This is a genomic window from Agrobacterium burrii (genome assembly GCF_017313405.1).
In the GTDB taxonomy this organism is placed as follows: domain Bacteria; phylum Pseudomonadota; class Alphaproteobacteria; order Rhizobiales; family Rhizobiaceae; genus Agrobacterium; species Agrobacterium burrii.
On sequence record NZ_JAFLNA010000006.1, the window covers coordinates 1 to 24,316 of the forward strand.

21 protein-coding genes are annotated in these 24,316 nt (G+C 60.3%); 3 read left to right on the forward strand and 18 right to left on the reverse strand.

The window, feature by feature from the left end; translation table 11 throughout:
- The 5 genes from JZX89_RS12685 to JZX89_RS12705 all read right to left on the reverse strand — a co-directional run.
- Nucleotides 1-389 (reverse strand): carbohydrate ABC transporter permease (locus tag JZX89_RS12685; protein ID WP_207134236.1); only part of this gene is annotated, 389 nt, incomplete at its 3' end.
- Between the two features lie 165 nt (nucleotides 390-554).
- Complete coding sequence (locus tag JZX89_RS12690; RefSeq protein ID WP_149900893.1) at nucleotides 555-1,868, reverse strand: ABC transporter substrate-binding protein; 1,314 nt, start codon at nucleotides 1,866-1,868, stop codon at nucleotides 555-557.
- 144 nt (nucleotides 1,869-2,012) lie between these two features.
- The gene (locus JZX89_RS12695; RefSeq protein ID WP_207134237.1) at nucleotides 2,013-2,966 is read right to left on the reverse strand and encodes a sugar-binding transcriptional regulator; all 954 of its coding nucleotides are present in this window, start codon (nucleotides 2,964-2,966) and stop codon (nucleotides 2,013-2,015) included.
- 305 nt (nucleotides 2,967-3,271) lie between these two features.
- Entirely contained in the window at nucleotides 3,272-5,122 is a 1,851-nt protein-coding gene (locus JZX89_RS12700; RefSeq protein WP_207134238.1) for an ABC transporter ATP-binding protein, read from the reverse strand.
- A 48-nt stretch (nucleotides 5,123-5,170) separates the two neighbouring features.
- Nucleotides 5,171-6,334, reverse strand: a complete 1,164-nt coding sequence (locus JZX89_RS12705; RefSeq protein ID WP_207134239.1) for a M20 aminoacylase family protein — start codon at nucleotides 6,332-6,334, stop codon at nucleotides 5,171-5,173.
- A gap of 305 nt (nucleotides 6,335-6,639) precedes the next feature.
- Between JZX89_RS12705 and JZX89_RS12710 the strand changes: the two genes are divergently transcribed.
- The 3 genes from JZX89_RS12710 to JZX89_RS12720 all read left to right on the forward strand — a co-directional run bounded on the left by JZX89_RS12710 (nucleotide 6,640) and on the right by JZX89_RS12720 (nucleotide 10,414).
- Complete coding sequence (locus JZX89_RS12710; RefSeq protein WP_174374588.1) at nucleotides 6,640-8,349, forward strand: peptide ABC transporter substrate-binding protein; 1,710 nt, start codon at nucleotides 6,640-6,642, stop codon at nucleotides 8,347-8,349.
- 141 nt (nucleotides 8,350-8,490) lie between these two features.
- On the forward strand, nucleotides 8,491-9,501 hold the full coding sequence (locus tag JZX89_RS12715) for an ABC transporter permease (RefSeq protein ID WP_149900889.1): 1,011 nt from the start codon (nucleotides 8,491-8,493) through the stop codon (nucleotides 9,499-9,501).
- Entirely contained in the window at nucleotides 9,494-10,414 is a 921-nt protein-coding gene (locus JZX89_RS12720; protein WP_174374586.1) for an ABC transporter permease, read from the forward strand. The genes JZX89_RS12715 and JZX89_RS12720 overlap by 8 nt, the downstream gene beginning before the upstream one ends.
- A gap of 167 nt (nucleotides 10,415-10,581) precedes the next feature.
- On the opposite strand, the gene JZX89_RS12725 is transcribed toward JZX89_RS12720, so the two are convergent.
- The 13 genes from JZX89_RS12725 to JZX89_RS12785 form a co-directional block, all read right to left on the reverse strand.
- Nucleotides 10,582-10,932 carry a ribbon-helix-helix domain-containing protein gene (locus JZX89_RS12725; protein ID WP_174374585.1) on the reverse strand — a complete coding sequence of 117 codons (351 nt, stop codon included), beginning with the start codon at nucleotides 10,930-10,932 and terminating at the stop codon, nucleotides 10,582-10,584.
- Nucleotides 10,933-11,004: 72 nt separating this feature from the next.
- Entirely contained in the window at nucleotides 11,005-11,571 is a 567-nt protein-coding gene (locus JZX89_RS12730; RefSeq protein ID WP_174374584.1) for a DJ-1/PfpI family protein, read from the reverse strand.
- 97 nt (nucleotides 11,572-11,668) lie between these two features.
- Nucleotides 11,669-13,066 carry an amidase gene (locus JZX89_RS12735; RefSeq protein WP_207134240.1) on the reverse strand — a complete coding sequence of 466 codons (1,398 nt, stop codon included), beginning with the start codon at nucleotides 13,064-13,066 and terminating at the stop codon, nucleotides 11,669-11,671.
- A 53-nt stretch (nucleotides 13,067-13,119) separates the two neighbouring features.
- A complete protein-coding gene (locus JZX89_RS12740) occupies nucleotides 13,120-13,941 on the reverse strand; it encodes an ABC transporter permease (protein WP_194287670.1) in 822 nt (273 codons plus the stop codon).
- Nucleotides 13,938-14,888, reverse strand: coding sequence for an ABC transporter permease (locus JZX89_RS12745; RefSeq protein WP_149900885.1), 951 nt, complete (start codon nucleotides 14,886-14,888; stop codon nucleotides 13,938-13,940). The genes JZX89_RS12740 and JZX89_RS12745 overlap by 4 nt, the downstream gene beginning before the upstream one ends.
- Nucleotides 14,889-15,082: 194 nt before the next feature.
- Entirely contained in the window at nucleotides 15,083-16,618 is a 1,536-nt protein-coding gene (locus JZX89_RS12750; RefSeq protein WP_369809549.1) for an ABC transporter substrate-binding protein, read from the reverse strand.
- A gap of 184 nt (nucleotides 16,619-16,802) precedes the next feature.
- Nucleotides 16,803-17,705 carry a LysR family transcriptional regulator gene (locus tag JZX89_RS12755; RefSeq protein WP_207134242.1) on the reverse strand — a complete coding sequence of 301 codons (903 nt, stop codon included), beginning with the start codon at nucleotides 17,703-17,705 and terminating at the stop codon, nucleotides 16,803-16,805.
- 262 nt (nucleotides 17,706-17,967) lie between these two features.
- Entirely contained in the window at nucleotides 17,968-18,717 is a 750-nt protein-coding gene (locus tag JZX89_RS12760; RefSeq protein ID WP_149900882.1) for an ABC transporter ATP-binding protein, read from the reverse strand.
- Nucleotides 18,714-19,550, reverse strand: a complete 837-nt coding sequence (locus tag JZX89_RS12765) for an ABC transporter ATP-binding protein (protein ID WP_149900881.1) — start codon at nucleotides 19,548-19,550, stop codon at nucleotides 18,714-18,716. Before JZX89_RS12765 ends, JZX89_RS12760 begins: the two co-directional genes overlap by 4 nt.
- Nucleotides 19,547-20,479, reverse strand: coding sequence for an ABC transporter permease (locus JZX89_RS12770; RefSeq protein WP_149900880.1), 933 nt, complete (start codon nucleotides 20,477-20,479; stop codon nucleotides 19,547-19,549). The genes JZX89_RS12765 and JZX89_RS12770 overlap by 4 nt, the downstream gene beginning before the upstream one ends.
- On the reverse strand, nucleotides 20,476-21,543 hold the full coding sequence (locus tag JZX89_RS12775; RefSeq protein WP_149900879.1) for an ABC transporter permease: 1,068 nt from the start codon (nucleotides 21,541-21,543) through the stop codon (nucleotides 20,476-20,478). The genes JZX89_RS12770 and JZX89_RS12775 overlap by 4 nt, the downstream gene beginning before the upstream one ends.
- An 18-nt stretch (nucleotides 21,544-21,561) precedes the next feature.
- Nucleotides 21,562-23,202 (reverse strand): ABC transporter substrate-binding protein, encoded by a 1,641-nt coding sequence (locus tag JZX89_RS12780; RefSeq protein WP_207134243.1) that lies wholly within the window; start codon nucleotides 23,200-23,202, stop codon nucleotides 21,562-21,564.
- A 52-nt stretch (nucleotides 23,203-23,254) separates the two neighbouring features.
- Nucleotides 23,255-24,310, reverse strand: coding sequence for a dipeptidase (locus tag JZX89_RS12785; RefSeq protein WP_207134244.1), 1,056 nt, complete (start codon nucleotides 24,308-24,310; stop codon nucleotides 23,255-23,257).
- Nucleotides 24,311-24,316: the final 6 nt, after the last annotated feature.

Consider the following 24,316-nt stretch of genomic DNA (forward strand, 5'->3'; position numbering starts at 1 on the left):
GGATGCATGATCATGTTCTTCCACACCAAAGCTGCGACAGGCGGCATGACGAAGAAGGGCGAGATGATCATGATGCGCACGATGCCCTGACCGAAAATGTCATTGTCGAGCAGAAGCGCAATGGCGATGCCGCCGATGACGGTGATCAGCAGCACGCCGCCGACGATCAACAGCGTGTTCCAGATCGACTGGAAGAAGGCCGGGTCGGTATAGAAATACTGGTAATTGAACAGACCGGCAAAGCTGACATTGGCCGGGTTGAGGAGATTGTAGTTCTGGAACGAGAACCACAGCGTCATCGCCAAAGGCACGATCATCCACACCAGCAATAACAGCACCGATGGCGCAAGCATTACCCGCGCAAGGCCGCTCGTGTTTCGTGTTGCCATTGCATTCACCTCCCCTTGGGCGCGGGCGTCATGCGATGCACCCGGCATATCCGGAAGAACCGGCTCATTCTTGTTTTGATTTGAAAGCAAGTGAAGCCGCAGAGCGGCCTTCGGCCCGCAGGTGCGCTGCCCGGCGCTCAGGCCGGACAGCGATCTTCGGGAGGATTACTTGATGTAACCGGCGCGGGTCATTTCACGCGTCGCTGTCGACTGGGCGCCCGCAAGCGCATCGTCAACGCTGGACTGGCCGGCAACAACCGCCGAGAACAGCTGACCGACCGTGGTGCCGAGCGCCTGGAATTCAGGGATTGCCACGAACTGACCACCGGTGTAAGGCACGGGCTTTACAGTCGGCTTGGTAATGTCGGCAGCATCCATGGCGGCAAGCGTCGGCTTGGCGAAGGCGGCGGCCTTTTCATAATCGGCGTTCTTGTAAAGCGAGGTGCGGGTGCCCGGAGGCACGTTTGCCCAGCCTTCCTTGGAAGCGACGAGCGTGGTGTAGTCCTTGCTGGTTGCCCAGGAGATGAACTTTTCGGCGGCTTCCGCCTTCTGCGAGCTCTTCGGGATCGCAAGGTTCCACGACCACAACCAGTTGCCATGGTTCTTCAGTTCACCATGGGTCGGGAAGAGCGCATAACCGACCTTGTCGGCAACGGTGGAATCCTTCGGGTTGGACACGAATGAGGCAGCCACCGTGGCGTCGATCCACATGCCGCATTTGCCCTGCTGGAACAGCGTCAGGTTTTCGTTGAAGCCGTTGGAGGACGCACCGGACGGGCCGGCATCCTTCATCAGATCGACGTAAAACTGCAGCGCGCTTTTCCATTCCGGCTGATCGAACTGCGGCTTCCAGTTTTCATCGAACCAGCGGCCGCCGAAGGAGTTGGTGAGCGCGCTGATGAAGGCCATGTTCTCGCCCCAGCCGGCCTTGCCGCGCAGGCACATGCCGTTGATATCCGTCTTGCGATCGGTAATCTTGCGGGCCGCGTCACCGATGAATTCCCAGGTCGGGTTGTCGGGCATCTTCAGGCCGGCTTTTTCAAACAGATCCTTGCGATACATGATCATGGCGGATTCGCCGTAGAAGGGCGCTGCGTAAAGCTTGCCCTCGGCGGAAAGACCACCACGGATCGCCGGCAGGATGTCATCCACGTCGTATTTGTCGCCGAGCTTTTCGAGCGGCAGCAGCCAGCCCTGCTTGGCCCAGATCGGCACTTCATAGTTGCCGATAGTCATGATGTCGTATTGGCCGCCATTGGTGGCAATATCGGTCGTCACGCGCTCGCGCAGGACGTTTTCTTCAAGCGTGACCCATTCGACCTTGATGTCCGGGTTCTTGGCCGTGAAGTCGGAGGTCAGCCCCTGCATGCGGATCATGTCGCCATTGTTGACGGTGGCGATGGTCAGCGTTTCGGCGGAAGCAAGGGTCGAAAAGGCGAGTGCCGAGCATGCGCCCAGCAAAATGGTCTTCAGTGTCATATCTTCCTCCCAGAAGAAAAATGATGAGCATTCGCTTTGCTCTAGGGCATTTACTCACCCGGAGAGGAAAAAAGTCAAGCGACATCCTGTGCTGCGACGCACATGGAAAAATCAACCAACTGATTTTGTTTGACTAATTTTTGCTCAGTGCGTGAGCAAATATTCACTTGTCACTTCATCTGTGATGAGGCCGTTCAACAGACCGCCCCTCAGCGCCGCAAGAATCGAGGCGTTCTTGCGCGCCCCCTGCGCCATGCCGATGACCGTGCAGGTCTCTCGTGACGGGATTGGAACGGAGGCGACGCGCTCGTTGACGGAATGCTCCAGAATGCGGCCATGGGCATCATACATCCAGCCGCAAATCTCGCCCACCGCACCGCTGGCCATCAGGGCCTTCATTTCATCGACGCCGAGGAAACCATCAACGCAGAGCGGCGCGTTTTCACCGAGTTCGCCGACGCCGACGAAGGTGACGTTGGCGGCAGCACCGAGCGCCAGCGTGGAACGCACCATGGACTGGTCATGCAGCAATTCCCGTTCCTCCGCCGAGGAGCACAGGACCGGCAACGGCATGGGAAAATGCCGCGCCTTGATGGCGTCTGCCATGCTGAAGATGACGTTGTAATAGGCAGCCGAGCCATCCGGCCCGATATTGCCGGTCAGCGACACGATGCGGTGCTGCGGGCATTCCATCGGCGGCAACTGGTCTACGGCAGCCTTCAATGTACGGCCCGTGCCGATGGCGAGCACGACCGGATCGGCATTTTTCAGCCAGCGCTCGATCTCCGCCGCCCCGGCCTCTGCGATGCCCACCGTGGAGGAGACTCCGGCCGGATCACTCGGCACCACCTCAATATATTTGAGGTCGAATTTCTCTTTCAGCCGTTCGGCTTTTTCAAGACAGGCGGCGATGGGGTGATCGAGTCGGACCTTGATCAGCCGCTCGGCGACGGCCAGCGACACCAGCCGCTGCGCCGATTGCCGGGAGATGCCCATGGCTGCGGCGATTTCATCCTGCGTGCGCCCCGCGACATAATAAAGCCAGCCGGCGCGGGCCGCATCGTCCAGCCGTCCATGTGCGTCGTTTCGTCTGGCCATGCCGCCGCCCTCTCAGAATTATGCTTGAGCATTTGCTGGCATTTTTTTGCGGCGGCTGTCAAACGGGAGGTGACGGGGGAGAGTGTTCGGGGGACTGAAATTGCCCGGTTCGACGGGGCGGCGCATTTCTTTTCCCGCCGGGGAGAAGGTGGCCCGAAGGGTCGGATGAGGGGGCACCGTTGCCGAATATCTCTACCCTTGCCCCCTCATCCCGCTGCCGCGACCTTCTCCCCCTCGGGGAGAAGAAACAAGCGGCGGCCGCCCGATTCCCTACCAGCGCTCAGGCCGGAGCCAGCACTGCTCAATCACGCCGCTTCCTGCACCAGATGTCCCGCCGAAACCTCGCGGTAATGGCGCTGCGGCGGCACGTAATCCACCGGGCGGATCGGGCTTTTGATCTCGTCCGTCGCCATGTTGCGGCGGATTTGCCGCCGCGCCGGGTCGGGCACCGGAACGGCGGACATGAGTTTTTTCGTATAGGGGTGCTGCGGATTGTCGAAGACGGCGGCGCGGGGACCGATTTCGACGATCTCGCCGAGATACATCACCGCAACGCGATGGCTGACGCGTTCCACCACCGCCATGTCGTGAGAGATGAACAGGAAGGCCAGATTGAGGTTCTGTTGCAGGTCGAGCAACAGGTTGCAGACCTGCGCCTTGATCGAGACATCCAGCGCCGAAACCGCCTCGTCGGCAACGATGACCTTGGGGTCGAGCATCAGCGAGCGGGCAATGGCGATGCGCTGGCGCTGGCCGCCGGAAAATTCATGCGGGAAACGTCGCATCATATCCGGGTTGAGGCCCACCTTTTCCATCAGGTCAGCCGCCTTTTCGCGCGCCTGCGGTTTGGGTCCAAGTTTATGCTCGATAAAGGGTTCCATGATCGCCGTGCCGATGCTCATGCGCGGATCGAGCGAGGCGAAGGGGTCCTGAAAGATCATCTGCACGCTGCGGCGCATGGTGCGCAGCGTCGTCTTGTCGAGTTTCATCACCTCGTAACCGTCAAGCGTCACATTGCCGGAAGTGGGTTCGATCAGTCGGGTGATCGAGCGCCCGGTGGTGGACTTGCCGCAACCGCTCTCGCCAACCAGCGACAGCGTCTCGCCTTCGGCCAGATCGAAGGAAACCTTTTCCACCGCATGCACGGCACCGGATTTGCGGCCAAAAAGACCGGAGCGGATATCGAAGCGGGTGGTCAGATCCCTGACCGAGAGAATGGGCGTACGCGAACCGGAAACGGTGTCCTTCACCTCCATCACGGGCTGGCTCTCGCCGGTCTTGATATCGATGATCGGGAAACGGGCCGGCAGCACGCGTTCCCTCATCGAGCCGAGCTTCGGCACCGCCGAAAGCAGAGCGCGCGTGTAAGGGTGATGGCCGCGATGGAAGATGTCGTCGGTGGTGCCGGTTTCCACCACGTCGCCGCGGAACATGACGATGGTGCGATCAGCCACTTCCGCCACCACGCCCATATCATGGGTGATGAACAGGACCGACATGCCCTCCTCTTCCTGCAATTGCTTGATGAGGTCGAGGATTTGCCCCTGAATGGTGACGTCCAGCGCCGTCGTCGGCTCGTCCGCAATCAGCAGTTTTGGTTTGGAGGCGAGCGCCATGGCGATCATCACACGCTGGCGCATGCCGCCGGAAAACTGGTGCGGATAATCGTCAAAACGGTTCTTCGCATTGGGAATGCGGACCTTTTCCAGCAGACGGATAACCTCGGCCCTGGCGGCCAACGAAGAAATATCCTGATGCACGGTCAGCGCCTCGGCGATCTGCTTGCCGATCGGGAAGATAGGGTTGAGGCTGGTCATCGGCTCCTGGAAGATCATCGAGATATCCTTGCCGCGAACCTTGCGCATCTCCTCTTCCGGCAGCGCCAGCAGATCGCGCCCGCCGAGCATGACCTTGCCCTCGATGCGGCTGGTTTTCTTGTCGAGAAGCCGCATGATGGACAGCGACGTCACGCTCTTGCCCGAGCCGCTCTCGCCGACGATCGCCACCGTTTCGCGCGGTGCGATCTCGAAACTCATATTGCGGACCACGGATTTCCAGTCGCCATCGACACGGAAGGAGGTGGTGAGATTCTGAACCGAAAGAACCGGGCTGACCGAACCGCCGGTCTGTTCCATGGATGTTGCCGCCAAAAGCATGCCGATCTCCTGAAAAGCGAAAGGCGGCCATGAAGGCCGCCGGATGTCTTACGCAGCAAGTGCTTTTTCGGCCATCGAGACCCAGTAGCTGATGCCGTAGGGCAGTGCATCATCGTTGAAATCATAGGCGGCGTTGTGCAGCCCGGCGGTATCGCCATTGCCGATGAAGATGAACGCGCCGGGGCGCGCTTCCAGCATGTAGGAGAAATCCTCCGCCCCCATATGCGGGTTGGGATTGATGTTGACGGCGTTCGCACCGGCCACGCCTATCGCCACGCCGGTCGCAAATTCGGTCTCGTCATTGTGGTTGAAGGTGACGGGATAACCGCGATGATATTTCACCTCCACGGTGGCACCATGCGCCATGGCCGTGGCAGTCGCCACTTCCTTCAGGCGTTTTTCGGCGAAATCGCGGGTTTCCGGCAGCAGCGTGCGCACCGTGCCGGTCAGCGTCACCGAGCCGGGGATGACATTGACGGCAGTGCCGCCATGGGTGGTGGCGACGGTAACGACGAGCGATTTCAGCGGGTCCGTCTCCCGCGAAACGATGGATTGCAAAGCGATGATGATATGCGCCGAGGTCAGCACCGGATCGATGGAAAGATGCGGCGCGGCTGCGTGGCTGCCTTTGCCGGTGATGACGATCTCGAAACTATCCGCCGCCGCCATGGTCGAGCCCTTGCGGATGGCGAATTGGCCGACCGGAATGCCCGGCTCGTTATGCATGCCATAGACCTGCGAAATGCCGAATTTTTCCATCATGCCGTCGTTCAACATGGCAAGCGCACCTGCCCCACCCTCTTCAGCCGGCTGGAAGATGACTGCGATGGACCCCTTGAAATTGCGGGTCTCGGCCAGATATTGCGCAGCACCCAGAAGCATGGCGGTGTGCCCGTCATGGCCGCAGGAATGGGCCTTGCCGGGAACCTTGGACGCCCATGGCTTGCCGCTGGTCTCGAGGATCGGCAGCGCGTCCATGTCGGAACGGAAACCGATGGTCGGGCCGTCGCCGTGTCGGCCCTTGATGATGCCGACCACGCCGGTCCTGCCGATGCCGGTCTCGACGATGTCGCAGCCGAAGGACGTCAGTTTCTCGGCCACGAATTTCGAGGTTTCGAAGACGTCATAAAGCAGCTCCGGCGTCTCGTGCAGGTGCCGCCTCCAACCGGCAACGTCGTCCTGCATCTCGGCCACACGGTTCAATATCGGCATTCCCATTTTTCCTTTTTTTGTTCCCCGCCGGGTTGTCGGGAACCATATTGCGTTAGGAATTTCTGCTTTTGCAAGTATGAATTTTGCTGCGTGAGCGAAAAATAGGCCAAAAGTTGAATGGCTCAAATTTTGTTCATCAATAGAAGTTTGGGGCTTGCATTTCAAAAAAACTGACAATAGCATCAGCGAGAGTGAAGGAGTATTCCTTAGCAAAGTCAAATACTTATAAAAATAGACCTTGCATCTGACGATGGGAAAAGCGTCAAACATTCAAATAGATAAAATCTCAAAAGGGGAAAAACACGATGAAGAAGCGCAGCGTTCTCTTTGCCAGCACGGTGGCAGCCTTGGCCATGGCAGGCTCTGCCGCCCATGCCGAGCGCGGCAGTGATGGCGAACTGAAAATCCTGTTCTGGCAGGCGGTATCGACACTTAATCCTTATCTTTCCGGTGGCACGAAAGAGATCTACAGCTCGTCCATGGTGATAGAGCCGCTGGCCCGCTACGACGAAAAGGGCGAATTGGTGCCGATGCTGGTGAGCGAGATCCCGACAGTCGATAATGGCGGCGTCGCGAAGGATCTGCTCAGCATGACCTGGAAGCTGAAAAGCGATGTCAAATGGTCGGATGGAACGCCGCTTACCGCTGACGACGTGATCTTCACGTGGAAATATTGCACCGCACCGGATGGCGGCTGCGCGCAGGCCGCTCAATATGAAGGCGTGAAAAACGTAGAGGCCGTCGATGCCCATACCGTCAAGGTCAGCTTCACCGAACCGAAACCCTACCCCTACTCGGCTTTCGTCGGCGCGCAATCGCCGGTCATCCAGAAGAAGCAGTTCGAAAATTGCCTCGGCGCGGCCGCTCCCGGCTGCACCTCGGCCAATTTCGGCCCCATCGGCACCGGCCCCTTCGTGGTCAAGGATTTCAAGCCGAACGACGTTATCAGCTACGTCGCCAATCCCAATTATCGTGATCCGGCCAAGCCTGCCTTTGCGACCGCCACGCTGAAGGGCGGCGGTGACGCGGCTTCCGCTGCGCGCGCCGTGCTTGAAACCGGCGAATTCGATTATGCATGGAACATGCAGGTGGAGCCGGAAATTCTGGCCACCATGGTGGCCGCCGGCAAGGGCAAGCTGGAAACCGCCTTCGGCACCCAGGTCGAGCGTATCAATCTCAACTGGTACAATGCCGATCCTGCCCTGGGCGACAAGCGCTCCACCAAGGAGGGCGGCCCGCACCCGGCCCTTTCCGACCCCGCCGTGCGCCGGGCGCTATCGCTCGCCATCGACCGCGACATCATCGATGAGACGGGATATGGCGAAGCGGGCAAGCCGACCTGCAACATCGTGCCAGCCCCTGAAGCCGTCGCTTCCACCAAGAATGACAGCTGGTGCCTGAAGCAGGATGTGGAAGGCGCCAACAAGCTGCTTGACGATGCCGGCTGGGTGAAGGGTTCAGACGGCATCCGCGCCAAGAACGGCGTGAAGCTGTCCTTCCTCTACCAGACCTCCACCAACTCCGTTCGCCAGGCAGCCCAGGAACTGGTGAAGGACATGTGGTCGCAGATCGGCGTTGCATCCGAACTGCGCAATGTCAGCGCCTCGGTGTTTTTCGGCGGCGATCCGGCAAGCCCGGATACCTTCCAGAAATTTTATGCCGACGTTGAAATGTACACCAACAATTTCGACGGCACCGACCCGGAAAAATATCTGGCGGAATGGCTGTGCGACAAGATCCCCGCCCCCGCAAACGGCTGGCAAGGTCAGAATGTACCGCGTTATTGCAACCCGGAATTCGACAAGCTGGTGGGCGTGCTCTCCAAGACGACGGATTTCGCCAAGCGCGGGGAAATCGCCAAACAGCTGAACGACATGCTGACGGAAGAGGGCGCGCATATTCCGCTCATCCATCGAGGTAACGTTTCCTCGCATTCGCTGACGCTGGAAGGCGTTCGCATGAATGCCTGGGATTCGGAACTCTGGAACGTCGCGGACTGGTCCCGCAAGAAGTAACACGCAGATGCGCCGGCTCCCCGACAAGGGGGCCGGCCTTTTGCATGCCCCTGGACCATGTTCTGAAGACACATTTGCAGCGTCACGGCGAAGATGCTCCCAATTTTCGTCCCGCCGCGCTCTGGGTCTGGAGAGTTTCAGATGTTTGCCTTTACGCTCCGGCGGCTTGCCTTTGCCGTACCGACGTTGCTCGTCATCAGCTTCGTCATCTTCGCGCTGCTCGATCTCGCGCCCAACGACCCGACCGGCGACCTGCCGCTGACCATTCCGCCTGAGGTGCGCGAACAGATTCGCGCCTCACTTGGCCTCGACCAGCCCTTTTTCATCCGTTACCTGATGTGGCTGCAGCAGTTCTTCATCAACGAACCTTTGAACCTCTTCGAAAAGCTGACCGGCTGGCAGATCGGCGATGGCAGCCGTATGCGGGTGCTGTCCTGGGCGACACGCAGCCCGGTGGTCGATCTCGTCATCCAGCGCATGCCGCAGACGCTTTGGGTGGTCGGTCTCGCCTATCTTTTCGGCGCGCTGCTGGCGATCCCGATCGGCGTCATCTCCGCCTATAAGCAATATTCGATCTTCGACCAGATCGGCACCTTCGTCTCGATGGTCGGTTATTCGGTTCCGACCTTCTTCACCGGCGTGCTGCTGGTCGTCATCTTCAGCTCCTACCTGCAATGGTTCCCCTCGGTCTATGACACCAATTTGCAGGTGCGGGACTGGGCAAGTTTCGTGGCGCAGGTGAAGCAGATGTTCCTGCCGGTGCTGGTGCTGACGCTTTACAACGTCTCGCAGATCAGCCGCTTCGTGCGCGCCTCCATGCTCGACAATCTGCATCAGGATTATGTGCGCACCGCGCGTGCAAAGGGCGTGAAAGAAAAATCCGTGCTGCTGGTGCATGTGCTGCGCAACAGCCTGATCCCGGTCGTCACCGTCATTGCACTCGGCGTGCCGACGATCTTTTCCGGCGCCATCATCACCGAGCAGATATTCCGTGTGAACGGGCTTGGCCAATTGCTGATAACGGCCGTTCAGGGTGCAGATATACCGCTGGTGCAGACATTGACCTTCATTTTTGCGGTGCTTATCGTGCTCTTCAACCTGATTGCCGACGTGCTTTACGGCATTCTCGACCCGAGGATCCGCTATGACTGACGCCACCATCGCAGCGCCGACAGTTGCCGCCTCGCCCACGAAATCAGCACTTGCCGATATCTGGAAACAGTTCCGCGCTCACAAGGGCGGCGTGGCGGGCCTGATTGTTTTCGTCTTCATCCTGCTTGCCGTTTATGTCGGCCCCTATATCCACACCGTCGCGCCCAATGTCATCAACGTCAGGGAACGCAACCAGTGGCCGTCGCTGGCCCATCCCTTCGGCACCGATAATCTGGGCAAGGACATGCTGGCGCAGGTTCTGGCCGGCGGGCGCATCTCGCTTGCCGTCGGCATCACCGCCATGCTGCTGGCGCTGTTTCTCGGCACGCTGGTGGGAGTGCTATCAGGCTATTTCCGCAGGCTCGACGGACCGCTGATGCGGCTGACGGACCTGTTCCTGGCCCTGCCGCTTCTGCCGCTGCTGCTCGTCATCCTGATGCTGTTTCGCGATACGCTGCGCGCAGCCTTCGGGCCGGAAACCGGCATCTTCATCCTGATCGTCTTCGTGATCGGGATAACCAGCTGGATGCATACGGCCCGTATCGTGCGCGGCGACGTGCTGACGATCAAAAGCCAGGAATTCATCATGGCGGCGAAATCGAGTGGCATGCGCGAATATCGCATCATCATCAGGCACATCCTGCCGAATGTGCTGAGCTCGATCATGGTCTCGGCCACGCTCGGCATCGCTGCCGCCATTATCACGGAATCGGCCCTGTCCTTCCTCGGCCTCGGTTTCCCGTCCGACTTCCCGACCTGGGGACGGCTGTTGTTCGATGGCGCCAACTTCCTGCAATTGACGCCGTCGCGCGTGTTGTGGCCGGGGCTGGCGATTTCGCTGACGGTTCTGAGCGTCAATTACATCGGTGACGCCGTGCGCGATGCGCTCGATCCAAGGGCGCTGAAAAGTTGAGCGCTCCCCTTCCCTCATCCCTGTGCTTGTCACAGGGATCCAGCCAGTCCAAGTCCTTGGGCTGAAAGGAGTCTCTCTGCCGCGCAGACGCGCGTCGGCTGGATTCCTGTGACAAGCACAGGAATGAGGTTGAGGGGATGCCCAGGCAGATAAAAAACGAACGTGCCCTAGTGATAGTTCAACTTTTCCGCATCAAGAATGCTGTCCGCATCCAGCGCCGCAATCGGAATATCGCTGCGCGCCGGAATATCGCCGGAAAGCTGAAGCGCAAGATAACGCCCGCAGCAAACCCGCAGGAACGAGGTGAAATTGCCGAGATCGTGGCCGGCATCGATCGATTCATTATAAAGCTTGGCGATGAGCTGCACGCTGTTCATGCCATCGCGACGGGCGATCTCGTCCAGCGTCGTCCAGAAGAAGTTTTCGAGCCGCACACTGGTGACCATGCCATCGATCCTGAGCGACCTTGTGTGGCTTTCCCACAGCGCCGGGTCAGCCTTGATGAAAAGCTTACACATGGTTTTCCTCCCTCACCACGCTTCAAAAATAGACGGGAAACGGGGCCGGAAAAAGCCCCGTTTCACCACAGCTTATTTGCCGAGAACCGCCATGAACTGCGAAAGCCAGGCCGGATGGGCGGGCCATGCGGGAGCCGTTACCAGCTTGCCGTCGGTCACGGCGGCATCGATGGCGATATCGGCATAGGTGCCGCCTGCCAGTTCCACCTCGGGGCGGCAGGCCGGATAGGAAGAGCAGGTGCGGCCCTTCAGGACACCGGCGGCCGCCAGCAATTGCGCGCCGTGGCAGACCGCCGCCACCGGCTTGTCGGCTTCAAAGAAATGTTTCACCGCCGCCAGCACATCGGCATTGAGCCGCAGATATTCCGGCGCACGCCCACCCGGAATGACCAGCGCATCGTAATCCGCCACCTTGATATCGGCGAAGGTGGCGTTGAGCGCGAAATTATGGCCACGTTTTTCCGAATAGGTCTGGTCGCCCTCGAAATCATGGATGGCCGTGGCAATGGTCTGGCCCGCTTTCTTGCCGGGGCAAACGGCATGGACCGTGTGGCCGACCGCAAGCAGGGTCTGGAACGGCACCATGGTCTCATAGTCCTCGGCGAAATCGCCGGTGATCATCAAAATCTTCTTCGGCATGTTTTGCTCCTCCCGTTTTCGAATGCCTTCGGGCAACCTAACAGGCGGGGCGCAGGTGTGGTATTACGGCAATACTACATGGGCGACAAAGGCGGGATCAGCGGGCCTGCGGCGGCTCCGGCCAGCGCCGCACACCACCGCCCCAATCCTCGAAAGCCCTGGAGAGTTTGAGCACGAACATATCCTCGTAACGGGGGCCGACAATCTGCAGGCCGATCGGCATGCCGGATGCCGAGAAACCGCAATTGATCGAGGAAGCCGGCTGTTCCGACATGTTCCACGGCACGGTGAAGGCAATATGTTCGAATGGCCTTGCGGGATCATTGGTGGGCGAGGCCCAGTCGGCCGGATAGGAGACGATGGGATTGGTGGGCGAGATCACCGCATCCACTTTCTGCATCAGCCGCCCGCAGGTCTTGCGCATTTCCATGGTCTGGTTGAAACCGAAGACCGCACGGGAGCCGGTAACCTCCGCCCCCTTCTCCGCCCATTCAAGAATATAGGGAAGGATCGCCGCGCGACGCTCCTCACTCAGCGCCACCATGTCGCCCCAGAATTTTGCCCGCCAGAAATCATCCAGCCCGTCCAGCATCTCGCGCGTCAGCACCGGCTCGACCGGGATGACGATGGCGCCGGCCGCCTCGAACAGTTTCGCGGCGGAAAGCACGGCGCCGCGCACTTCCTCGTCCAGCGGCAGGCCGCAGCCGGCATCCAGCATCAGGCCGATCTTCAGGCCCTTCACGTCGATATCGAGATCCATCCAGTCGATGCTGTTTGGCGGCAGTGATGTGCCGTCGCGCCAGTCGGGCCGCGAAAGCGTCGCCATCGCATAGGCAGCATCGACAACGGTGCGGGTCATCGGCCCGGCGCAGCGGCCGGTATAATAGGGATCGACCGGGATGCGGCCCTGGCTCGGCTTGAAGCCGAACAGTCCCGTCCAACCGGCCGGGAGCCGCACCGAGCCGCCAATATCCGTGCCGATATGCAGCGTGCCGTAACCCGCGGCCCCGGCCGAGGCTGCACCGGCACTGGAGCCGCCGGGGTTCTGCGTCGGGTCCCACGGGTTGCGGCTGAGCTTGTGGAAGCTGGAAAGGCCTGATGATAACATGCCGTAGTCTGGGCAGGTCGTCTTGGCGTAAAGGATCGCGCCATCCTCGCGGCAGCGGGCAGCGACGGGCGCATCTTCAACCGCAGGCACCAGTTCGACCGCCCTAGTGCCTAGCGGCACAGGATGGCCCTTGGTGGCGATCAGTTCCTTCAGCGAAACGGGAAGCCCATCGAGCGGGCCGAGCGTTTCGCCTTTTTGCCAGCGCTGCGTCGAGGCCAGCGCCTGCCTGCGGGCGTCTTCGGGATCATAGGCATAGAGCGCGTTCACCGTCGGCTCGAACGCCTCGATCCGCGCCTCCACCGCCTGCCAGTATTCCGATGGCGACAGCTTTTTTTGCCCGTAAAGCGCCAGGATTTCGAGCGTGTTGAGGTCTATGAGATCGGTCATGGCATCGTCTCGTGAGAAAAACAGGAAATAGGGGCGATATCGACTTGAAGTGGTCAGCTGGTATCGCGCGGGTCGAGCAGGTCACGCAGGCCGTCGCCAAGAAGATTGAGACCGAAGACGGCAAGCGCAATTGCAAGGCCTGGCATGATGGCAAGCCAGGGTGCCGCGCCGAGATAGGTCTGCGCATCGGCCAGCATCCGCCCCCAAGTGGCGGCCGGCGGCGGCATGCCGAGACCGAGGAAGGAAAGGCCTGCCTCCGTCAATATCGCAAGACCGAGCTGGATCGTCACCTGCACGATGATCTGGTTGGAAATATTCGGTATGATATGAAAGAGCGTGATCTTGGCACGGTTCTGGCCGATGCTGGTGGCGGCGGTGATGTATTCCCGCGCCCAGATTTGCAGGGCAGCCCCCAGCGTCAGCCGGGCAAACACCGGCACCATGAAGGTGGCGATGGCGATGATGGCGGTAAAACGTCCCGTGCCGATGAAGGCGCCGAGCATCATGGCCGAGAGGATGGGCGGCACGGCGAAGATGATGTCGCAGATGCGCATGACAACGGTTTCGGTGACACCGCGCAGAGCCGCGACCGTCACGCCGATGGCCGTGCCGAGAGCGGCGCCGATGGCGACGGCGGCGATGGCGGTGGAGAGCGAGTTCCACGCACCGGTCATCAACATCGACAGCACATCACGGCCGAAATGATCCGTGCCAAGGCCGCCATAAACGAATGGCGATTTCAGTTTCTGGACAATCTGCATCTTGGTCGGCGAGACTGGCGTCCAGACCAGCGACAGCAGGGCGACAGCAACCAGAAAGGCGGTGACAGCAATACCGAGTACGAAGGCGGGGCGGCGGCGGATCAGTCGCATCATCGCGCACCTGCCCGCAGTCTCGGATCGATGAAGAGATAGGCGATATCGACCACGAAATTCATGGTGATGACCAGTGCCGAGAAAAACAGCACCACCGATTGCATGACGACGATATCGCGCTGGGTCAGCGCCTGATAGGCGAGCCGCCCCAGCCCCGGCAGGTTGAAGACATTTTCCACCAGCACCGCGCCGGCGATAAGAAAGGTGAATTGCAGGCCGATCATGGTGACGACAGGGATCATCGCATTCGGAACCGCATGCCGCCACAACGCCACCCGCTCGCTCAGGCCCTTGGCCCGGGCGGTGCGCACGAAATCCTCATTCATCACCTCCAGCACGGCGGAGCGGCAGACGCGGGTAAGAACACCGGCCTGCGACAGCGCCAGCGCGACCGCGGGAAGTACCAGGGCCTTAAGACTCGCCGAAAAACTCGGTGCCCAGCCGGGAAAACCGCCAGCCGGCATCCAGCCGAGCGTTGTGGAAAAGACGATGATAAGCAGCAGCCCGACCCAGAAACCCGGCACGGCAATGCCGATATGGGAAAACAGCCCGGCCGCGAAATCCACCAGCCCGTTGCGGCTCCTCGCCGCCGCCACGCCGAGCGGAATGGCAATGGCGACCGAAAGGCAGACCGCGAGCAGCGCCAGCGGCAGGGTGACGGCAAGCCGCTCGACGATCAGCCCTGCCACCGGCACGCCATAGGTATAGGATTGCCCGAGATCACCCCGGAAGACGCCGCCGAGCCAGTGGAGGTACCGCAGCGGCAGCGGCTGATCGAGACCCATCTGCTTTTGCAGCGCCGCCAGCGTATCCGGACTGGCGGAAGTGCCGAGCATGATGGCCGCCGGGTCGCCCGGCAAAAGCCCCATGATGACATAGATGATGAGGGAAACGGCAAACAGTGTGATGACGAGGCTTACGAGACGCCGGATGAGGAGGGTTAACATCTGGCATCTTCTCCTTGCTTGGCTTCGTTTGCGGGCGAGCGTCCGGCCGCCTCTCTCCCGTCATTCCGGCCCTGAGCCGGAATCCAGCCGACGCGCGTCTGCGCGACGGGGAGAGCCCTTTCAGCCCAAGGACTTGGGCTGGCTGGATGCCGGATCAAGTCCGGCATGACGGCGATGGAGGATATCGGCAAACCCTACTCTTCCCAATGCACATCCGTCAGCACATTAGAGGGAATGGGCTCGTTTTCCCACAGCCCCTTCACCTTCCTGTCCCAGACACCAAGCTTCGGCATGACGAACAGAAAGAGAGCCGGCACATCTTCGGCAAGGATTTTCTGGGCATCGCCATAAAGCTTTTCCTGCTCGCCGGCATCCGCCGTCTTTTCGACGCTGGCAATAACCTCGTTGAAGGCCGGGTTCTTGTAGTTGAAATAATAGGGATCGCGGGAATAGATATCGATATCCATCGGCTCGGCATGAGCGACGATGGTCATGTCATAATCCGCGCCCTTTAGAACGTCGGCCACCCATTTTGCCGGAAATTCGGTGGTCTCGATGGTCATCGTCACACCGATTTCGGCCAGCATCGCCTGCAGGATTTGCGAGGTGCGCTGGGCATAGGCCATCTGCGGCGCCTTGATGGTGAAGCTGAAGCCATCCGCATAACCCGCTTCGGCAAGCAACGCCCTGGCCTTGTCGACATCGTAAGGGTGCACCCCTGTCGTCTCGATGTATCCGCGGTCATTCGGGGTGTAATGGCTGCCAATGGCCGTGCCGTAACCGGACCACGCGCCTTCAATGACAGTGCCACGATCCACCGCCATCATCAGCGCCTGGCGTACGCGCTTGTCGTCAAAAGGCTTGCGGGCATTGTTCATGCCGGCCACGACCTTCAGCTCGGTATTGCCGACGAAGGTGCCGAGGCGTTTATCGCCGTCAAAGGAGGCCATCAGTTCCGGCGCACCGAATTCCGGGAAGGCATCGATATCGCCAGACTTCAGTGCCGCAGCCTGCGCCTGCGGGTCGGACACGAAGCGGAAAGTCGCCTTGTTGAGCTTCACCGCCACGGCCTTGTCCCAATAGGCGGCGTTCTTCTCCAGTTCCACCTTGTCGCCCTTGGCCCAGTTCAAGAATTTGAACGGGCCGGTGCCGACGGGCGTGGTGCGGTTATTGTCGGCGCTTTTCGGCGCAACAATCACGGAGGCAGGCCAGCCGAGCCAGTAAAGAAGGCTGCCGGCCGGCTGCTTCAGCTTCAGCACCAGCGTTGTGGCATCCGGTGTCTCGATACTGTCGATAGCGGCAAAGAAGCGTTTCTGCGGATTGACGGAGCTATCACCGCGCGCCCGATCCAGCGAAAATTTGGCGACGGAGGAATTGAAAGCCTCACCATCGTGGAAGCTGACGCCCTTGCGCAGCTTGAATGTATAGGTCTTGCCGTCAGGAGAAATCTCCCAGCTTTCGGCAAGCTGCGGCTTCACCTTGCCGTCGCGATCGATCTTCACCAGTCCTTCAAAGACATTCTGCCAGGTGACCTGGCCGATGGCGACGGGGGCGGCGATGGTTGGATCGAGACCGGTTGGCTCGACTGCCATGCCCAGTGTCAGCGCGGTTTTCGGTGCAGCCTCGGCTCGCGCAACCGAAAGCGGCAGCCAGAGCGCCGTGCCCAGGGCGAGGGTCAACGCGGTGCGGCGCGAAAGCGTTGCCGCCTGCGAAAGGTAAGTGCGTGGCATCATTGTCCCCAATCTTGCGGCCGGGGGCATTTTTGCCCTCTCATCGACCGCCCGTTGCAAAAAGAGTGTCATGTTGCAGGCGCACACACAATCTCGATTTTTGTGTGCTCCGTGTAGCTGAAATGGCTACACGGAAATGCGAACGGAAATCAACCTCTAGGACAGAGACATGGGAGCGCCCCGTTTACCCCGCCGTTGCCTCGCGCATGAAGCGCTCGATGAAATCGGCAAGCTTGGACGCGGCGAAGGACAATTGCCTGTCGGGAGCAACGCAGAGATCGATCTGGGTATGAATGCCCTTCTTGCCGGCAAGGGGAACGGCGACCATCTGACCGCTGCGGATTTCGCGCGCTACCGACAAGGCCGGCAGCAGCGTGGCCGCCGCGTGCCCCAATACCAGTTCCTTCAGCATCTCCAGCGAGCTGGTGATAAAGACGGGATCAAGCTCGACATCCGCATCGGCAAACAGCGTATCGAATGCCTGTCGTGCGGCGAAACTCTTGTCCGGCAGGGCAAGCGGCAGGCCGGCCAGTTCCTTCAGCGAAACCTCCGGCTGGGCCGCGAGCGCATGACCGGCCGGGAAGATGACATCGTAACTGATGCGGGTGCGCGAGCGCACTTTCACACCGGAAACCTTTGGGGCAAAAAGGCTGACAACCAGATCGGCCTCCGCCGCACCCAGCGCCTCTATCGCCTGCCGGGCGCTGGTAATATGCACCTCGAAACGCAATTTTGGATATTTCAGGCTGAACTGCGCCAGCACCGGCGCCAGAAGGTTCGCCACCGTTGCGCCATTGGCATAGACCGTGACCCGGCCGCGCTGCAGCCCCTTCAGGTCATCGATCAACTGGTGAACATGATCGAGTTCCCGCAGCGTCTTGCCGGCGCGGGCGGCGAGCAACTCCCCCGCCGCCGTCAACTTCACGCCGCGGCTGGAGCGCTCCACCAGCGGCGAGCCGAAATAATATTCGAGATTTTCGATCTGCCGGCTCACCGCCGTTGGCGCAACATTCAGGTTTTCCGCCGCGGCGCGCATGGAATTGGTGCGGACGAGTTCGTCGAAATACATCAATGCGCGCAGTTGCATATTGGGGGTACCTTGTTCGGATATGCCGGTGTGGCGGGGCAGCATATCACCGCCGCTCGATGAGAGAATACGTCACAGGAGAAGATCGCGTGGGGAACGAAGCTTGCCACTTGTTTCTTCTCCCCGGCCGGGGAGAAGGTGGCGCCCAGCGCAGGTTGAGGGGGCAACGTTGCCGGATTTCGGAGAGCTTGCCCCCTCATCTGCCCCGTTCGGGCCATCTTCTCCCCGGTGGGGAGAAGAAAGGGAGGCACCTTCCCGCCAATCAACCGCGTTTAAAACCCTCACTCGCCACCAGCAGCTGCCTTGTATAATCCGCGCTGAACTCGCGGCTTTCCAGCGCCTCAGCCTCCAGCATTTCCACCACCTTGCCGCTCTTCATCACCGCCAGACGGTCGCACATGTGGCTGATGACGCCGAGATCGTGGCTGACCATGACGAAGGTGAGGTTACGATCCTTGCGCGCCTGTTCCAGCAGGTTGAGGATTTCCGCCTGAATGGAGGCGTCGAGCGCCGAAGTCGGTTCGTCCAGCAGCAGGATTTTCGGCTCGACGATCAGCGCACGGGCAATGGCGATGCGCTGGCGCTGACCACCGGAAAGCTGGTGGGAATACCGAAACCGGAAACCGGAGCCGAGACCCACCTCGTCCAGCGCGCGGGCAATGCGTTGCTCACGATTGTCGAGACCGTGGATAACCAGCGGTTCCAGCAGCAGCGCATCCACCGTCTGGCGCGGGTGAAGGGAACCGTAAGGGTCCTGAAACACCATTTGCACATCACTGTAGAAGCTCTTGTCGCGATGCTTGCTCGAATAGGAGCGACCAGCCACCATCAATGAGCCTTCGTCGAAATGGTTGAGGCCGGCAATCGCCCTGAGCAACGTCGACTTGCCGGAACCGGACTCGCCGACGATGCCGAAGGATTCGCCCTCCGCCACGTCGATGCTGACGCTGTCGAGCGCGATGTAACCGTCGAAGTCGACCACCATGTCGCGGATAGAAAGAACTGTGCTCATGCGCGCCACTCCGGCTTGCGTTCCAGAACCGGCAACGGATGCCGGTGGCCGCCAATCTCCGGCAGGCAGTTGAGCAGACCCTGCGTATAGGGGTGCTTCGCTTCCTTCAGATTGGCCGATGACAGTTCCTCCACCACCTTGCCCGCATACATGACGAGAACGCGGTCGCAGAAAGACGAGACCAACCGCAGATCGTGGCTGACGAAAATCAGCCCCATGCCGCGGTCGCGCACCAGCCTGTCGAGAATGTCGAGCACTTCCAGCTGAACCGTCACGTCAAGCGCCGAAGTCGGCTCATCAGCGATCAGCAGTTCCGGGCCGCAGACCAGCATCATGGCAATCATGACACGCTGGCCCATGCCGCCGGAAACCTCATGCGGGTATAGATCAAACACCCGCTCGGGATCACGTATCTGCACCGCCTCCAACATGGCGAGCGTGCGCTGGCGCGCCTCGCCTGAGCTGACGTTCTCATGGGTCCGCAAGGTTTCCATGATCTGGCGGCCGATGGTCATGACCGGATTCAGCGAATATTTCGGGTCCTGCAGGATCATGGCCATGCGCTTGCCGCGCATGAGCCGCCTTTCTTTCGCCGAAGCGCTGAGAAGATCGATATCGCCGAAGCGCAGCGTATCGGCCTCGATGAGCGCCCCCTTCGGGGTCAGCCCCATGATGGCGCGGCCGGTCTGCGATTTGCCGGAGCCGGATTCGCCAACGATGCCAAGCCGTTCGCGGCCCAGCGTAAAGGATACGCCGCGCACCGCCTCCACCAGCCCGGTGCGGGTGGGGAAGGAGACGCGCAGATTGTCGACGGTCAGAAGCGGCGCGCTCATTGGCCCGCCTCCTTGGGGTCCAGCGCATCGCGCAGGCCGTCGCCCAGAAGGTTGAAACCGAGGCTGACGATCAGGATCGCGATACCCGGCATGGCGGCAACCCACCATTGATCGAGAATGAAACGGCGGCCGGAAGCGATCATCGCCCCCCATTCCGGCAGCGGCGGCTGCGCGCCGAGGCCAAGGAAACCGAGACCGGCGGCGGTGAGGATAATGCCCGCCATATCGAGCGTCACACGCACGATGAGCGACGACATGCACAGCGGCATGACGTGTTTCAGCACGATACGGAAGGGCGAAGCGCCCATGAGCTTTACCGCCGCGATGAAATCGGAATTGCGGAAGGTCATGGTTTCAGCGCGCGCGATACGCGCATAGGGCGGCCATGAGGTGACGGCGATAGCCAGCACCGCATTTTCGATGCCTGGCCCCAGAGCCGCCACCAGCGCCAGCGCCAGAACGAGCTTCGGGAAGGCAAGGAAGATATCGGTGATGCGCATCAGGATGGCATCGACCCAGCCGCCGGCATAACCCGAGACGGTGCCGACGATCAGCCCGATGGGCGCGGCGATGATGGCCACCAGCAACACCACGAACAGAGTGAGCCGCGACCCGTGGATGAGGCGTGAGAGAATATCCCGCCCCTGATCATCGGTGCCGAGAAGATAACCCGCAGTGCCGGGCGGCAAAAGCCGGGCATTGCGCAGATCGCCCTGCACGGGGTTGTGCGGCGCCAGCACATTGGCAAACAGCGCCACGAACAGCAGAGCCGCAATGATACCGAGGCCGAGCAGCGCCAGCCGGTTCTCCGAAAACCGCCGCCAGATGACGTAGGCGCGGCCAAGCCGGGCCTGTTTGCGCGAGGCCGGTCGGTCGGAGAGCAGCCATTCGCGGCTGTAAGGTTTCAATGTATCGGTCGAAATCGTCATCGGCTGCGCGTCCTTGGATCGAGCGTCCGGTAAAGCAGATCGGAAAAGATATTAATGCCGACGAAGATGGCGCCGATCACGATCGTGCCACCGAGAACGGCGTTCATATCCGCATTCTGCAGGGAATTGGTGATGTAGAGGCCGAGCCCCGGCCAGGCGAAGATGGTTTCGGTCAGCACCGAACCTTCCAATAGACCTGCATAGGACAGCGCAATCACGGTCACCAGCGGCACAGCGGCGTTGCGCAGCGCGTGGAACCAGATGATGCGGGTTTCCGAAAGCCCCTTGGCGCGCGCAGCAACGATGTATTCCTGGCTAAGCTCGTTCAGCATGAATGAACGCGTCATGCGGCTGATATAGGCCAGCGAAAAATATCCGAGCAGGCAGGCGGGCAGGATGATGTGGCGGAACAGGTCCCACAACACGTCCCATTGCCGTTGCCAGATCGCGTCGATCAAAAAGAAACCGGTGATCGGCGTGAAGGTGAATTCGTAGACGATGTCCATGCGGCCAGGATAGGCCACCCATTGCAGGCGGGCGTAGAAAAACAGCAGCGCCAGAAGGCCGAGCCAGAAGATCGGCACGGAATAACCGATGAGGCCGATGACGCGCACGATCTGGTCGGCAAAGCTGCCGCGCTTGACGGCGGCGAGGACGCCAAGCGGAATGCCGAACACCGCACCGATGATGGTGCCGAGCGTGGCAAGCTCGATCGTGGCGGGGAAAACCCGCTTGATATCCTCCATGACGGGATTGGTGGTGAGCACGGAAATGCCGAAATCACCCGAAAGCGCCTGCTTCAGGTAAAGGAAAAACTGTTGCCAGAGCGGCAGGTTGAGGCCTAGCTCTTCCCGCACGCGCTCCACCACATGGGCGGGCGCACGGTCACCGACGATCGCCAGAGCGGGATCGATCGGAATGACGCGGCCAATGAAAAACGTCACCGCCATCAGCCCCAGAAAGGTGGTGATGACGGTGATGGCGAAGCCGAGAACGGCTTTGGTGCGGGCGTTGGCACGGCGTTTGCCGTGCCTTGCCCTGCTGTTTGCTTCAACGATGCTCAAGAGACCGATCCTTCCGGATCATTCCTTGGAGATGGGCGAAACGAAGTTGGTGTCGAAGCTCGGTCCAAGCTTCAGGCCCTTGAGCTTGTTCGAATAACCGGCCACTTCCGTCTGCTGGAAGATGATGACGAAAGGACCCTTCGCCAGAACTTCCTTCTGCAGGTTTTCATAAATGGCGGCACGCTTGGCGGTGTCCTTTTCCAGAAGCGCCGACTGCGTTTCCTTGGTCAGGTCAGGAACGTCCCAGGCATTGCGCCATGCGAGCGTCTTGTTCTTGCCTTCATCGGAATTGTCGTAGTTGATGGTGAAGGTTTCGGCATTCGAATTCGGATCGAAATAGTCCGAACCCCACTGGCCGATATAGATGTCATGCGTGCGGGCGCGGTATTTGGTCAGCGTCTGCTTGCCGTCACCCGGAATGATTTCGAGCTTGATGCCGGCCTGCGCCAGCGTCTGCTGCACGCTTTCGGCAATGCCAGTCACCGGCTGCGTGTTGCGCACATCCATGGTTACGGTGAAGCCGTCCTTCAGGCCGGCCTTGGCGAGAAGTTCCTTGGCCTTGACGACGTCGAGCTTGTAGGGGTTCTCGTCAAGCGCGCCGAGCTGGCCCTTCGGCAGGAACGTCTGGTGGACTTCGCCGATGCCCTTGATCAGGGTCGCGCCGATCGCGTCATAATCGACGAGATATTTGAAGGCCTCGATCACCTCAGGCTTCTTCAGGTTCTCGTTCTTCTGGTTGAGGCTGAAATAATAGACGGTGCCCTTGGGCGCTGAAGTGACGGCGAGGCCGTCCTTCTTGGAAACGGCATCCATATCGCCTGGCTCAAGATTGCGGGCGATATCGATATCGCCGTTTTCAAGCGCCAGACGCTGGCCGGAGCTTTCCTTCATGTGACGATAGACAACGCGCTTCAGCTTCGGCTTTTCGCCGTAATAATTCGGGTTTACTTCCAGAGCGACCGACTCGTTGGCCTTCCAGCCAAGGATCTTGTAGGGGCCGGAACCGGCATAACCGGTCTTCAGGAAGGCATTGCCGAAATCGGTGTCGTATTTGTATTCGGCGGTCGGGGTTACCGATTTCGCCTTTTCAGTCACCAGCTTCTTGTCCACCACGGCAGCAACGGTGGCCGTGAGCACGTTAAGCACGAAGCTTGGCGCATAGGGCTTGTCGACCGTCAGCACGAAGGTGTTTGCGTCCGCAGCCTTAGCCTTTTCATTGACGTTCTCGCCCTTGAGGCCGAACTGCGTCAGCAGAAATGCCGGCGACTTGTCGAGCTTGACGGCGCGTTCGAACGAGAATGCCACATCATCAGCGGTGATCGGGTTGCCGGAGGCGAATTTCAGGCCGGATTTCAGCTTGAAGGTGTAGGTCAGGCCATCCTCGGAGGTCGTCCAGCTCTCGGCCAGATCGCCGATTACCTTGGAGGTGTCGTTGAGATCGATGGAAACCAGCTTACTATAGGTGTTGCCGGTGACTTCCGCTGCGGAAAGCTCGAAAGCCTCACCCGGATCAAGCGAGATGATGTCGTCGATGGCGAAACCTTCGACCAGCGTATCGGCCGGAGTGGCCGCAAAAGCGTGCGGCGCAGACAGCATCATCAGCGACAGAGCGGCGCTGGTGCTGAGGATACGCATGGATTTGTTGAGCGATTTGATCATAGGATCTCCCCTTTTGTTATAAGATTGATTTCATTCGCTTTTAGTGGTGTCTTCAGGCCGGCTCGTGCCAGGCCTCGGACAAAACACGCAGCCAGTTTTCCCGGCATATTTTAGCAAGTTCTCCATCACCGTAGCCCGCCGATTTCAGCGCCGCAACCAGATTGTGGTTGCCGCTCGCATCGGCTATTCCGACAGGTACGGTTGCGCCGTCGAAATCCGATCCGAGCGCCACGCAGTCGATGCCCATGCGCTCCACCATGTAGTCGATATGGCGCACCATGTCGGAAAGCGGCGTGTCGGCAATGTCACGGGCATCGGCCCGCAGCATTGTCACGGCATAGTTGAGACCAACCAGACCGTGGCTATCCTTGATGGCGTCCATCTGGCGGTCGGTGAGATTGCGAGCAACGGGGGTGAGCGCATGCGCGTTGGAATGGCTGGCGATCAGCGGCTGGTTGGTGGTCCTGGCCACATCCCAGAAACCCTTCTCGGTAATATGCGCGAGATCGATCAGAATACCGAGCCGGTTGCATTCCTTCACCAGCGCGAAACCGGCATCGGTGAGGCCGGGCGCAGTATCGGGCGACATGGGGTAGGAAAAGGGAACGCCGTGGCCGAAAACATTATGCCGGCTCCAGACCGGACCCAACGAACGCAGGCCGACGGCGTAAAATACCTCGAGCGCATCGAGATCGGCACCGATCGCCTCGCAGCCTTCCATGTGCAGCACGGCGGCGAAAACATCCTCGGCAAAGGCCTTGCGGATATCGGCCGTGGAACGGCAAAGCCGCCAGGCGCCAGCGCGATCGAGCCTCAGCGCAATTGCCGCCTTCTCCATGGCGATATCGAGCGAAGGCAAGCGTTCCAGGGGCGCGGCGAGCGGCGTGTCGTAGTGGCCGCTTTCGTCCGGCTCCTGCAAAATGAGGTCGCCAGAGGGAATGTAGATGGCGCAGATTCCGCCGCCAAGACCGCCGGCCCTGGCGCGAGGACCATCGATATGCCCTTCGCGCGTACCGTTTTTGAATTCCGCAACCGGATCGGCCCCGGCCTTGCTGTTGCGCCACAACCGAAGCAGCACATCATTATGACCGTCGAACACTGCATGCATGTTAAG